This window comes from Frankia sp. R43, from assembly GCF_001306465.1.
Classification (GTDB): Bacteria; Actinomycetota; Actinomycetes; order Frankiales; family Frankiaceae; genus Parafrankia; species Parafrankia irregularis.
The window spans coordinates 1,936,804-1,949,992 of the sequence record NZ_LFCW01000001.1 but is presented as its reverse complement, the minus strand read 5'-3'; the positions used below and the strand labels follow the sequence as shown (position 1 = coordinate 1,949,992).

At 72.0% G+C, this 13,189-nt stretch carries 8 protein-coding genes; 6 read left to right on the top strand and 2 right to left on the bottom strand.

Going from position 1 to position 13,189, the window contains the following annotated elements; translation table 11 throughout:
* Positions 1–87: 87 nt before the first annotated feature.
* On the bottom strand, positions 88–1,338 hold the full coding sequence (locus ACG83_RS07450) for a glycosyltransferase (RefSeq protein ID WP_054565263.1): 1,251 nt from the start codon (positions 1,336–1,338) through the stop codon (positions 88–90).
* A 489-nt stretch (positions 1,339–1,827) separates the two neighbouring features.
* Between ACG83_RS07450 and ACG83_RS07445 the strand changes: the two genes are divergently transcribed.
* Entirely contained in the window at positions 1,828–3,048 is a 1,221-nt protein-coding gene (locus ACG83_RS07445) for a glycosyltransferase family 2 protein (RefSeq protein ID WP_054565262.1), read from the top strand.
* A 104-nt stretch (positions 3,049–3,152) separates the two neighbouring features.
* Positions 3,153–4,094 carry a glycosyltransferase gene (locus tag ACG83_RS07440; RefSeq protein ID WP_054565506.1) on the top strand — a complete coding sequence of 314 codons (942 nt, stop codon included), beginning with the start codon at positions 3,153–3,155 and terminating at the stop codon, positions 4,092–4,094.
* Between the two features lie 72 nt (positions 4,095–4,166).
* Here ACG83_RS07440 and ACG83_RS07435 read toward each other — a convergent pair whose 3' ends face one another.
* Entirely contained in the window at positions 4,167–5,783 is a 1,617-nt protein-coding gene (locus tag ACG83_RS07435) for a S8 family serine peptidase (RefSeq protein WP_054565261.1), read from the bottom strand.
* 441 nt (positions 5,784–6,224) lie between these two features.
* Between ACG83_RS07435 and ACG83_RS07430 the strand changes: the two genes are divergently transcribed.
* The 4 genes from ACG83_RS07430 (at position 6,225) to ACG83_RS07410 (ending at position 13,070) form a co-directional block, all read left to right on the top strand.
* Positions 6,225–7,250: an NAD(P)-dependent oxidoreductase gene (locus tag ACG83_RS07430; RefSeq protein ID WP_006543172.1), complete on the top strand. Its 1,026-nt coding sequence runs from the start codon at positions 6,225–6,227 to the stop codon at positions 7,248–7,250.
* Entirely contained in the window at positions 7,250–7,807 is a 558-nt protein-coding gene (locus ACG83_RS07425; RefSeq protein WP_054565260.1) for a dTDP-4-dehydrorhamnose 3,5-epimerase family protein, read from the top strand. Before ACG83_RS07430 ends, ACG83_RS07425 begins: the two co-directional genes overlap by 1 nt.
* A 520-nt stretch (positions 7,808–8,327) precedes the next feature.
* Entirely contained in the window at positions 8,328–9,611 is a 1,284-nt protein-coding gene (locus tag ACG83_RS07420; RefSeq protein ID WP_054565259.1) for a class I SAM-dependent methyltransferase, read from the top strand.
* A gap of 1,206 nt (positions 9,612–10,817) precedes the next feature.
* The gene (locus tag ACG83_RS07410) at positions 10,818–13,070 is read left to right on the top strand and encodes a teichoic acid transporter (RefSeq protein WP_235497720.1); all 2,253 of its coding nucleotides are present in this window, start codon (positions 10,818–10,820) and stop codon (positions 13,068–13,070) included.
* Positions 13,071–13,189: the final 119 nt, after the last annotated feature.

Sequence of the window (13,189 nt, the reverse complement as noted above, 5' to 3'; positions counted from 1 at the left end):
TCAGATCTCGCTGCTGGCAACTGTGGAAAAAGTGGCAACGGTCGCCCGGAGCTCGGGATCCGCTGGGGCTGCCGGGGTGTCGCGGGGCTACCGGGGTGTCGCGGCCGGCTGGCCCGGCGCCGTGGCTGAGGCCGCGTGATGCTGATCGGCCAGCATGCTCCGGAGGCGGCCGATGAGCGTCGCATGATCAAGCTCTCGCAGGACGAAGTCGCGGCCCGCGGTGCCGACCTCGGCGGCCAGCCACGGGTTCTCCAACAGGCCGCAGACCGCGTCGGCGAACGCGGCCGGGTCGTCCGCGACGAGCAGGTGCTCACCCGCGCGCCAGCCGAGGCCACGGCTGCCCGTCGGCGTGCTCACGACCGGTGTGCCGACCGACATCGCCTCGATCGCCTTGATGTTGACACCGGACCCGGACTGCATCGGGTTCACCGACACCGTGGCGCCGGCGACATAGCCGAGGACGCTCGGCACGTCGGTGTGCAGCTCGACACCGTCGAAACCGCCGAGCCACTGTGCCAGGCCCTCTTCGGGGCGCCGCCCGACGACCTGCAGGATCGCCTCGGGGTGGCGCTGGCGGATCGTCGGCCAGCAGCCCCCGAGGAACCACCGCAGCGCCTCGATGTTCGTGGGCGTGTCCAGCGAGCCGACGAACACCGCGGTGGTCCCCGCCCGCTCGATGCCCGCGAGCCCGCCCGCCGCCCGCACACCCGCGACCGTGCTGGCCGGCAGGAACGGTGGCAGATGGTACGTCGGGACGCTCGCCCGTGGCCGGCGCCATTCGTGGTCCTCGACCGAGATGTCGGCGATGGCGTTGATGAGCGGCGAGTGGTGCATCTCCTGCTCGGCCAGCCGGAGGCGGTGGTACTCCAGCTCGTAGGCGACCGCGCGGGGCCCGCTGGAGCTCCGGGCGAGGACGTGGAAGAACTCCGAGTCGATGTTGTGCGCGCGCACCAGGTGCGGAAGACGCCAGATGCGTGCGATCTCCTCGCCCAGATGCGACGTCCGGCAGCTGTAGCTGATGACGAAGTCCGCTCGGGGCGGCGTCTGCTGCAGGGCCTTGCGCAACGGCCCGACGGGGCGCGACGCGTGGATGAAGGGCCGCGGGGACAGGTGCGCGAGGGGACTGTCGTCCCGGGGAAGCCGGATGACGGCCGCGCCGGGGACGGCCTCCTCATAGGCGGCGATATCGAGGTCGGTACGGGACGGCACCAGGACCTGCATCCGGATACCGGCCGCCGAGGCTGCGGTGAGGAAGCTGAATGTCTCCACACGCCCACCGGCATCCGCGGGCAGGAAGGGCTCCTCGACCACGACGATCCAGCGTTCGGAGTCGCTCATCCCAGCAACTGTAGCCCGTTGGTCCCGCGCCGCCGCCGACCGGTCCACGAACGGCGGGCCGGGGCGTCGCCGCCCGCGCCCGCGCCGTCGTGGGGGACCGGCCCGTGCGGGGCCGGCTGGTGGGACCTGCTGGCGGGACCGGCTCGCGGCCGACTGGCACTTTGGTACCACCGGACGCCGGCCGGATTGGCAGATGCCCGCGCCGAAAGTCCCGCGCGCCAGGGCCCGTGGGACAAGTCCGGTGCGGCCCGTGGCGGAATGCGGCGGGGGAACACGGCTGTTTCGGCTTCATTGCGAGCGCAATAAACACGGACCGGCTGCGAGGTGACATGCCCGTCTGTCTGCGCGAACCAGATCACCGATCAGACCACGGCGAAGCCGATCCGTTGAGCGGCTGGTGATCGCGGCTCGGCGGGCGTCGCCGATCTGACGGGAACGATGCCCGGGGGCCTCTCTGCGGACGCGCAAGGCCACCGCTACGGTAATGCCATGACAGGAGCTCGTGCGTTCGGTAAGGGCGTCGCGATCGCGGCACTCGGTGCGACCGCCGTGTACGGTCACGTTCTGTATCCCGCCTATATCGGGTACCGGAGTCGTGGGCTCACACCGTCACAGCCGGAGGACCCGGAGGTCTGGCCGGGGCTGAGCGTGGTGGTCTCCGCCTACCGTGAGGCCGCCGTCATCGGTACGAAGCTCGACGAGCTGACCGGTACGGACTACCCCGGGCAGATGGAGATCGTGGTCGTCGCGGACGACGCGGAGACGGCCGCGGCCGCCCGCCGCCCCGGCGTCCGCGTCCTCTCCTCCGGGGAGCGGCTGGGCAAGGCCCGCGCGGTCAACCGCGGGGTCGCGGCGGCGAGCCATGACGTGGTTGTGCTCACCGATGCCAACGCGGTGCTGGCGCCGCACGCGCTGCGCGCGGCGGCCCGCCACTTCACCGACGAGACCGTCGGAGCGGTGGCCGGTGAGAAACAGGTCGACGACCCGGCGGGTGCCCAGGGCTTCTACTGGAAGTTCGAGTCCTGGCTCAAGCAGTGTGAGTCGGCGACGGGTGCCACCATCGGCGTGGTCGGCGAGATGCTCGCTTTCCGGCGTAAGGCGTTCCGCCCGTTGCCGGGCGACACCGCGGTCGATGATGCCTGGCTCGCGTTGGACATTCTCGAAAGTGGTCTGCGGGTGGTCTACGAGCCCGAGGCGTATTCGATAGAGACGTCCGCACCGGACTATGACGCCGAATGGGAACGTCGTACCCGAATCGTCGCCGGGAACCTGGACATGCTCTGGCGGCGCCGTGAGGCGCTCGTCCCCGGCGCGCTGCCCGTGACCGCCCAGCTCTGGGGGCACCGGCTCGTCCGATCCTCGTTCGGGCCGATGGCACATGTGGCGTTGGTGGCGCTGGCTGTGCCGGCGGCGCGGCACAGCTGGGGGGCCAGGGTCTTCCTGGTCGGCAACGCGGCCGGTGCGGCCAGCGCCGGCGTGCTGATGAGGGGCGGCACGCCGCCCGGCCCGAGCCGGCTGGTGGCCCAGGTGTTCTTCCTGCAGGCCGTGGCGCTCGGCGGGGTACGCCGCTTCCTCGCCCACGACCGTCCCGCGGTCTGGCCGAAGCCGGAACGGCAGGCCCCGGTCGCCGCGCAGTCCCCGACCCAGCTTCCGTCCGCTCCCGAGGCCGCCTCCGGCCCCGCGGGCACGCCGGCCTCCAGGGCGAGCTGAGAGGAGTTCACGTGTCGGACAACGATGCCGTCCCGGCTGCCGAAACCGAGCCCGTGGAGCCGACAGCGCCCAGCACGTCCGCGGACGCGCCGGGCGCGACGGACATGGCGGCGGACGCAGCCACATCCGCGGCCGCACCGAGCGCCCGGCCCGTCGCGCCCGGCTGGTCGTTCGAGCTGTCCCTGGTGAGTTTCCACAGCCGTGGTCAGCTTGAGCAGATGTTCGAGACGCTGCCGCCCGACCTGCCGGTGGTGGTCACCGACAACGCCAAGGGCGTGGACAAGGTCGACGAGCTCGTCGCGCAGCGGCCGAACGGCCGGTACATCGACTCGGGCGGCGGCAAGGGCTTCGCGAAGGCCTCGAACATGGGCATGCGCTCGTCCGCCTACGAGTACGTGGTGCTGGGCAACCCCGACAGCCGGCCGACCGTCGAGATCATGCAGGCGCTCGTGGACGACCTTGAGCGTGACCCCGAGCTGGTCGTCAGCGCGGCCACGATGCAGGGCACCGACGGCCGGCCCGAGCTCGGGAACGGCGGCTGGGAGCCGACTCCGCGCCGGGTCCTCATGCATGTGCTCGGCGCACACAAGATCGCGCCGTCGTCGGCGCTGTTCGCCCGCCCGAAGCCCAACCGCCCGATGAGCCCCGAGTGGCTGACAGGGGCCTGCATGGCCGTGCGCCGCAAGGCCTTCCTGGAGCTGGGCGGCTTCGACGAGACGTTCTACGTCTACAACGAGGACATGGCGCTCGGCCGGGCGATTCGGGAGGCGGGGCTGCGTCAGCAGCTGCGCACCGACCTGTTCGTTCCGCACGGCGCGGGCGGCTCCGGCGCCGGCAAGACCTGGATGCTCCAGATGCGCGGCGCCTCGATGGTCCGCTATCTGCGCAAGCACAACGCGCCGGCACGGGTGAACGTCATGCGCTCCATGCTCGTCGCGGGTTATGCCGGGCGTACCGCGCTTTCCCGGGCCCGCGGCCACAAGGCCACGGCGGACGAGCACGCGGCGTACATCAAGGGCCTGCTGGTCGGCCCGCCGCCGCGCTGACGGCCGACCGCTGACGGCCGCCGCCAGCGGCGCGGAGCTACTTGCTGGAGGCCCCCGGAACGCCTCGGCTGGTCAGCGGGGGGTCGTCCAGGCCCGGGTGTCGACCGGTCGGCCGGTCGATGTCGACGGTGGTGGTGGCGCGGCGGCCCGAGGCCGGCTGGCCGGCGGGTACTGACGCACCGGACGTACCGGCATCGTGGGCCGTCCCGGCGGTGCCTGTGGCCGGACGATGTGCGCGGCGGGCTCGGGCGGGGCGGTCGCCGGTGCCGGCCGAACCGCTGTCGGCGCGGGTCGGGCTGCCGCAGGTGCGGACCACGCCGGTGTCGCCGCGGGCCAGGCCGGCGTTGGCGCGGGTGCGTGCCCTGGCGACGGCCAGCTCGGATCCACCGGTGTGGCCCTTCGCTGCCTGCGGCGTTCGCGCATCGCCGCGTACCGGGCGCCGAACAGAAGGTGCGCGAGTGCTCCGAGCAGCGCACCCTCGACCGTGGCCAGGCCCAGCATGAGAATCCACAGCGCCGCGGAGGGCCCGGCCGAGCGCTTCGAGGGGGCGAGGCCGGCGGAGTCGTCCGGGGCCGCCGTGAGGCTGCCCGCCGCCGCGCTGCCGCCCGCTGAACTGGCCGCCGTGGCATCGCCCGCCGCGGCGGCACCGGGGCTGCGCGCGGCGAGCAACGGGTTCGTGGTGACGAGTGGGATCTCGGTCGTCAGTGCCGCGACCGGGTCCACGAGCCCGAAGCCGTACTGGTCGTCACGTCCCAGCGGGCCCATGTCGGTTGCGGTGCGAATCAGCCGGTTGACGACGTTGGCCGCGTCGAGGGTGGGCAGCTCGGCCCGGACGAGCGCCGCGACACCCGCGACGATCGCGGCGGAGTTGCTGGTGCCGCCGCCGGTGTCGAGCCCGTCCTCGGAGACCCGCGTCGGTACCGGAACCCGGATCGCCGGCCCCGGCGCGGCCAGGACGGACTGTGGCCCCTGCACCGAGCCACCCCAGAAGCGCCCGCGGTAGTCCGTGCCGGTGACGGCGATGACCCCGGGGATGTTCGCCGGCGAGTTCACGGCGGTGTCGCCGGGCTCGGTGTTGCCGGCCGAGGCCACCACGACCACGTCGTGCTCCAGCGCGTACCGGACGGCACGCTCCTCGGCGTCGGTGGCATGCCCCACCGAGCCCAGCGACATGCTGATCACGTCGGCGCCGCGGTCCACGGCGATCCGGATCCCGCGGGCGACCTCGTCGGAGTCCGCCCGCACGCCCGTGGAGATCGGCAGGACCTTCGCCGCCGGTGCCACCCCCCAGACGGCCGGATCCCCGACGTCGGCACGGCCGGCGATGATCCCGGCCATCGCGGTGCCGTGGCCGTCGGGGTCGTCGTCCCGCAGCCCGTCGGCCGCGGCGTCCGTACCGATGCCGGCGCCGGGCAGCAGCTGGCCGCGCAGCTTGGGATGGGTGGCGTCCACGCCGCCGTCGATGACGGCCACGACGACTCCGGCGCCGAGGCTCACCTGGTGCGCGTCAGCCAGCCGGAGGCTCTGCTGGTACCACTGCTCCTCCCTGGACGAGAAGAGGCCGGGGGTTGAGGTGGGCCCCGCCGCGGAGGTGGGCCCGGCCGCGACGGCCGCCGTTGCGGGCACAGCGAACGACAAGGTGAGGACCACGGCCGACAACGCCGTGCGGCTTCCGCGTCGGCCACCCATCACCAACCGACCTGCCTTCGGACGTTCCGCCAACGCGGGACCAGGGGTGGCGCATCACGCCTTCACATGGGACGTGAGCTTTTCCGTCGCCGACGTGGACCCACCGGCATCCTGACCACGGGCCGTGAGACGGAAAAGGCTCACTTGATGTCCGTCGCCGAGCCTGACACATCCCGGGCGTTGTGTGGGCGTTTGTCTTTGAGTCGACAGACCCCACGTCTGGGCCCGACGCATGTCGGGGACTCGAGGTGGCGGGAATCACATTTTTGTGCCGGTGACCGGGCCCCGCAGGGTATGCGCAGAGTGGTCGTCGCCAGACGGACAGGAATCTGGCGGGGCGTCGACAACGACCCCTCCGACCACCTCGGTACCTTCTGGGGTCGGAACGTTGGGTCGCGTGTGGATCTGGCGTGCCGTTGTCGAGATCGGGAGGACTCGCGAATGAAGGTGCTCGTCACCGGCACGGAAGGCTACCTGGGGTGCCTGCTGGCCCCGGAGCTGCTGCGCGATGGTCACGACGTGGTCGGTGTCGACACCGGCTACTACAAGTTCGGCTGGCTCTACCGCGGCATGGATCGCGTTCCGTACACGATCGACAAGGACCTCCGGAACCTCACCGTCGAGGACTTCGAAGGCGTCGACGCCGTCGTGCACATGGCTGAGCTGTCCAACGACCCCCTCGGCGCGCTCGCGCCGGACGTCACCTACAAGGTGAACCACCAGGGGTCGGTGCAGCTGGCGAAGCTCGCCAAGCAGGCGGGCGTCGAGCGCTTCGTCTACATGTCGTCCTGCAGCGTCTACGGGGTCGCGACCGGCTCGGACGTCACGGAGACGTCCCCGGTCAACCCGCAGACCCCGTACGCGGAGTGCAAGGTGCTCGTCGAGCGGGACGTCGCGCCGCTGGCCGACGACACCTTCTCGCCGACCTTCATGCGCAACGCGACGGCCTACGGTGCCTCGCCGCGGATGCGCTTCGACATCGTGCTGAACAACCTGGCCGGGGTCGCCTGGACCACCGGTGAGATCGCGATGACCTCGGACGGCACGCCCTGGCGCCCGCTGGTGCACGGCCTGGACATCGCCAAGGCGATCCGCTGCGTGCTCGCCGCGCCGCGCGACGCCGTCCACAACCAGATCTTCAACGTGGGTGACAGCGCGCAGAACTACCAGGTGAAGGAGATCGCGGACGCGGTCGCCACCGTCTTCACCGGCTGCCGGCTGAGCTTCGGCGACAACGGCGGGGACAACCGCAGCTACCGGGTGTCCTTCGAGAAGATCGCCACCCAGCTCCCCGGCTTCGCCTGCGACTGGGACGCCCACAGCGGCGCCAAGCAGCTGCACGAGGTCTTCAGCCGCATCCAGCTCGACGCCGAGACGTTCACCGGCCGCGGGCACACCCGGCTCAAGCAGCTCCAGTACCTGATCGGCACCGGGCAGGTCGACGCCGAGCTGTTCTGGACCGCCTGATGATCCTCACGCCCACCGCCGTCGACGGCGTCACGGTCGTCGACGTCGAGGCCTTCACCGACGCCCGCGGGCTGTTCGCGCGCACCTTCTGCGCCGAGGAGTTCGCCGCCGCCGGGCTGGAGGTCTCCGTCGCCCAGTGCAGCGTGGCCTACAACCGGCTCGCCGGGACGGTCCGCGGCATGCACTGGGCCGGTGAGCCGGTGCGCGAGACCAAGCTGGTCCGGTGCACCCGCGGGGCGCTGCTGGACGTCGTCGTCGACACCAGGCCGGGTTCGCCGACCTACCTGGAGCACGTGGCGGTGGAGCTGACCGCGGACAACCACCGGGCACTGTTCATCTCGGCCGGCCTGGCCCACGGCTACCAGACCCTGGTGGACGACACAGAGGCCACCTACCAGATGAACGTGCCGTTCACCCCGGGGCACGATCGCGGGCTCCGCTTCGACGACCCGCGCCTCGGCATCGCCTGGCCGCTGCCTGTCTCCGTGATCTCGGACAAGGACCGCGCCTGGACGTTGCTGCCCGCCGCCGTGCCGAGCGGGGCCGCCACCCGATAGACCGCCGTGCCCGTGCCCGTGCCCGTGCCCGTGCCCGTGCCCGTGCCCGTGCCCGTGCCCGTGCCCGTGGCTGCTTCTGTGGCGCTCGTCGAGATGCCCGGCGTGCTTGCGTCAGGTCAACTCCGTACGTGTGTGACACTCACGTCACGGGATGGTCGGCCTGCCGTGGCCGAGCACGGGCAGGAGGTCGGACGAAGCGGGCGAAGTCGGCCCCGGGCTGGCTGCACAGGGCACTTCAGTAGCGTGGAAGTGCCCGGTGGCGGCTCGGACCGGGAACGCGGGAGGACCAGTGATCAGGTTGTTTGCATGCCTGTCATGGTGATCTGGTCGGATGCGACTGCTGGTGGTCCAGCTCGTGGCCGCTGACCGAAGGCGGCCAGCGGGCGTCGGGCCAGCACCACGATTGCCGTCAGGATCGCGGTCGTCATCATCTCGAACGAGGCCGGCTACGGACCGGCCGCAGCCCAACGCAGGCCGCTCACTGGTCACCGCGCCGCAGTGACCTCGAACAGGGGAACGAATGTCATCCGGTAGCGCAGCAGAAGGAAGCACGGCCGCGGGGGGCGTCGCCGCCCCGGTCACCGCCTGCAGATCATGCGACGGGCCCGCTCCGCGGCTCTTCCTGTCGCTGGGCTCCACTCCGGTCGCGAACCGGCTGGTGAAGGCGGACGCGCTTGGTGCGGTCGACCCGGTCTTCCCGCTGGAGGTCGGATTCTGCGAGCAGTGCGCGCTCGTCCAGCTCACCCACGCGCTGCCCGCAGACGAGATCTTCGACGCCGACTACCCGTACTTCTCCTCGTTCTCCGACATGCTCGTGCGGCATTCCGAGAAGCATGTGATCGACCTGATCGCGAGCCGCGACCTCGGGCCGGACAGCCTGGTCGTCGAGGTCGCCAGCAACGACGGCTACCTGCTCAAGGCGTTCGTCGAGCGGGGCATCCCGGTGCTCGGCATCGAGCCGACGCCGGGGCCGGCGGCCGCGGCGCGTAAGGCGGGTGTGCCCACCCGTGAGGAGTTCTTCGGCGCCGACCTCGCCCGCGCGCTCGTCGCCGAGGGCCTCAAGGCGGACGTCATCATCGCGAACAACGTGATGGCCCACGTCCCGGACCTGAACAGCTTCGTCGAGGGCTTCTCGATCCTGCTGAAGGACGACGGCATCATCGACGTCGAGAACCCCGGGGTCGGCGCGCTGCTGGCGCACAACGAGTTCGACACCGTCTACCACGAGCACTTCTGCTACTTCTCCACCATCGCCGTGGACGCCCTCATGCGCCGCCACGGCCTGGCGCTGGTCGGGGTCGAGGAGTTCACCGAGCTGCACGGCGGCACGCTGCGCTGGCGGATGCAGCAGCAGGCGGCGGCCGCGCCGACGGCCTCGGTGGCCGAGGTGCTGGACGCCGAGCGGGCCGCCGGGCTGGGCTCGTTCGAGCGCTACGCGAGCTTCGGTGACGACGTCCGTGTGCTGCAGACCGAGCTGACCGAGCTGCTGCGCTCGTTGCGGGCGGACGGGAAGTCCGTCGCCGCCTACGGTGCCGCCGCGAAGGGTGCCACCCTGCTGAACTCGACCGGCATCGACCACTCGCTGATCGACTTCGTCGTCGACCGCAACGTCCACAAGCAGGGCAAGTACATCCCCGGTGCGCGGATCCCGATCCTCGACCCGGCCGTCCTGCTGGAGCGTCAGCCCGACTACCTGCTGCTCCTGGCCTGGAACGTGAAGAAGGAGATCATGGCGCAGCAGGAGGAGTACGCCGCCCGGGGCGGGCGCTTCATCGTCCCCGTTCCCCGTCCGGTCGTTCTCTAGGGAAGCGGTACCCACCGAAGCAATGACACCTGTGTCGGCAGCCGTCCGGCTGTGCCGTGCACCCCGTGCTCCGGGCGCCCTGAGCCTGCCCGGCGGAGCGGGGCGTCCGGCATGACCGATCTCGGCACGGAACCGAGGGCCGCGGGCGGGGAGGACGCCGACCTCCCGCCCGAGTTGCCGTCCGGCGATGCCGGAAGCACCCAGTACGTGCCCCGCGCCCGGCGAACCCGCTGGGGCCGGCGCGATTCGGGCCGTGATTCGGGCCGCGATTCGGGTAATGGGCCGAACCTGACCGGCGCGGGGTCATCGCCTCCGCCCGCGGACTCGCCACCGGGCTCGCCTCATCTGCCGGGTTCGGGTTCGGGCTCGCCGGTCGGGCCGGTGCAGGTGTCTCCGGGTGTCCAGGTGGGTGGTCCTCCGGTGCCCAGGAACAGCTCCCCGGAGCCGCCCGATCCACGAGGAGGTCCCGGCCCGGGCCGGCCGACGTCCGGCCCGATTCAGGTGGAGGGTCTGTCCGCCCGGCAGGCGACGCCTCCGCCGGGAGGCGGGTACCCGACCGCCGGCCAGCACGACCAGCACCAGCACCAGCAGCCCGGCCAGCATCAGGCGCAGCCTGACGGGCAGCGGCAGCCCGGCCAGCGACGGCAGCCGGGGAGGCACCGCCAGACCGGGGACAACCGCCAGCAGCCCGGATGGTTCAGCACCCCGCCGCCCTCCGGACCTCCCGGAGCGGGGCCGGCGTCCGACGGCGAGGTTCCCGGCAGGCGGAGTGCGTCGCGCGCGCTGACACCGCCTCCGGGCTGGACCGCGATGCCGCGCAGCCCGGTCGGGAACACGCCACCGCCAGGATCGGTCTCCCAACCCGGCGTCGTACCACCGGCCGGCGTCGTACCACCGGCTGACGGCGCATCACCGGCCGGCGCTGTGACGCCGCCGGGAGTGACGCCGGTTCCAGGGGAGCCGGCCCGGGGTTCCGCACCGGCGGCGCCGTCACCGGCCACTCCTTCCGATGCCTGGGTCCTGCCCGAGACGACGGTGCGGATGGTCGGAGGGCCCGGTGTACCGCCGGAGCGAGGCGCCGGCCGCCAACCGACACCGCTGCCAGCCCGGCAGCCGACACCACCGGCGGTCCGCCAACCGACACCGCCGCCAGCCCGGCAGCCGACACCGGTGCCCGGGGAACGGCCGCCGAGGGCACCGGATCCTGTGCCCGGCATCCGGGTGGACTCGCCGACGCCCCCTCCCGCGCGGAACTGGCAGGCGCAGGAGCGGTCACGGGGGGGAACTCCCCGGCCGGCGGCCCAGGACGCCGCGCCACCCACCGGCACCGGCCGCCCCGGCGGCGCCGGGCCTGGAGGCAGCGCCGAGCCCGGGGGTAGCGCCGAGCACGGAGTAAGGGCGGGACGCGGCTGGTCCGCGACCGGGCGTCGGGGTCAGTCACGATCAGATGCGGGGAAGTCGGCTGCTCCGAGCCCCGGCGGGGGATCCGACCCGGCCACCCGACGCTCCCAGGCCGCCGGCCGTGGACGGGGAGGTCGCGGGGAACGCCATGACCCGCCGCCCGAGACGCGCGGCCCGGACCTGCACTTCATCAGCGCGTTCACCGACACCATCGACCTGTCGGCGCTACGGCGGCGGCTGGAGCTGGAAGACGCGCGCGTACCGGACCAGACGGAGTACATCCCGCGCCTGTACGGGCGCAACCGGGGCGACGGCGATGCCGCCAGCACCCAGGTGGTCCGTCGATCCGGCGTGCCCGGGAACACGCCGGTGCCCCGTTCCCGGGCCGGTGCCGGCGCGCCCGCGGGGACCTCGGATCCGGACCGGCTGTCCGACTCCCGGCGCGGCCGGTTCGACGGAGCCGATGATCCGGACCTGGTCGGAGCCGCCGCCACACCGTCCGGTGCCGAGCGGCCCGGCGCGCGGGCGGCGGAGGAGAAGCGGACCGGCGGCGGTTCGACGAAGACGAAGGCGATCTGGACGCTCGCCGACCAGGGCGTCTCCAGCGCCACCAACGCCGCCGTCTCGATCCTGGTCGCCCACTACGTGGGCAAGACGGAGTACGCCGCCGGGTTCGCCGTCCCGTATCTGATCTTCTCGGTCATCATCGGCATTTCGCGGTCGAGCTGCTGTGTGCCGCTGGGAATCGCATATGCCGGGCGGTCGGCCGCCGCGTTCCGGCACGCGGCCGCCTCGACCACCGGGGCCTGCCTGGCGTTCGGCGCGGTGCTGAGCCTTCCCTCCATCCTGGTGGGACTGCTCATCGGTGGGCGGGTAGGCAGCGGGCTGGTCATCATGGGCTTCGTCCTGCCGGGGCTGCTGCTGCAGGATGCCTGGCGCTATGTGTTCTTCGCGCAGGGCGTGCCGGTCAAGGCCTTCGTCAACGACGTCGCCTGGGCCCTGGTCCAGGTTGTCGGGCTGGCGGTGCTCATCCGGCGCGGGGTGGCGGAATCCCCGCCGATGCTGCTGGCCTGGGGCGTCGCCGCACTGGTCGCGGCGCTGCTCGGAGTGGCCCAGGCGGGCCTGTGGCCGGCGCCGTCCCGTGCGTTGGCCTGGGTCAGGGAGAACCGGGCCAACGCGTCCAACCTGACGGCGGAGTTCATCACCGTCCAGGGCGCGTTGCAGGCGTCGATCCTGCTCATGGGCGCGCTGCGTTCCGCGGAGATCGTCGGTGACCTGAGCGCCGTGCGTACCGTCCTCGGCCCGACGACCGTGATCGGTGTCGGAATCGTCAGCTTCGCGGTCCCGGAGCTGTCCCGCCGGATGGACATGTCAGCCCGGGCCCGCCAACAGGCCGCGGTGGTCCTCACCTCGGTGGTTGTCGGGCTCGGATTCCTCTGGAGCCTCATCTTCATCCTGTTCCCGGCGCTCGGGGAGTTTCTGTTCAGGGCGAGCTGGCCGGGGGCGCACGCCATCCTGTTGATTTCCGCGCTGCATTACGCCGGGACCGCCGTGCCGACCGGGCCGGCCTGCATCATGTACGCGCTCGGTCACACCAGAAAGACGTTCCGGATCAATCTGGTGATGGCGCCGATGTTGTTCGCGTTTCCGATCATCGGCCTGTTGCTGGGAGACGCGCGGGGCGCTGTCATCGGCTTCAACGTCGTGTTCTGGGGTATCGCGCCGGTCTGGTGGATCCAGCTGCGCCGAGTGATCCGCGATCACGAGGCGGAGCGCCTCGCGGCGGTGGCGGCGCGGCAGAGTGCCGCGGCCGAGGCGGGCGGTGGCACGCCCGGCCGGGGCATCGCCCTGCCGGGCGTCGGTGAAAGCGGAGCCCTCGATCTGCCCGACGCGGCGACCGGCAGTGCGTCGACGGGCAGTGCGTCGACGGGCAGGGCGTCGACGGGCAGGCACGCTACGTCATCGCCGTCCGCGTCCGGATCGTCGTCGGTGGCCGGGTCGGGACCGCACGGTAGCCGTGGTGGCCTGTCCGACGGTGGAAATTTAACGGAACGGTAGGTTGCGTCGATGGCGTAGACCGCTTACTTTGCGCTATCGGCTATGCTCACAAATCGGTTCCGTCAGATCTTGGCCGTGGTCTAAATGACCGGCTTGACGCTCCTGTGGGGGGCCCAATT

Coding starts and splice junctions, on each gene's coding strand:
- ACG83_RS07450 (WP_054565263.1), bottom strand. CDS start 1,338: ATGAGCGACTCCGAACGCTGGATCGTCGTGGTCGAGGAGCCCTTCCTG.
- ACG83_RS07445 (WP_054565262.1), top strand. CDS start 1,828: ATGACAGGAGCTCGTGCGTTCGGTAAGGGCGTCGCGATCGCGGCACTC.
- ACG83_RS07440 (WP_054565506.1), top strand. CDS start 3,153: ATGGCGGCGGACGCAGCCACATCCGCGGCCGCACCGAGCGCCCGGCCC.
- ACG83_RS07435 (WP_054565261.1), bottom strand. CDS start 5,783: ATGGGTGGCCGACGCGGAAGCCGCACGGCGTTGTCGGCCGTGGTCCTC.
- ACG83_RS07430 (WP_006543172.1), top strand. CDS start 6,225: ATGAAGGTGCTCGTCACCGGCACGGAAGGCTACCTGGGGTGCCTGCTG.
- ACG83_RS07425 (WP_054565260.1), top strand. CDS start 7,250: ATGATCCTCACGCCCACCGCCGTCGACGGCGTCACGGTCGTCGACGTC.
- ACG83_RS07420 (WP_054565259.1), top strand. CDS start 8,328: ATGTCATCCGGTAGCGCAGCAGAAGGAAGCACGGCCGCGGGGGGCGTC.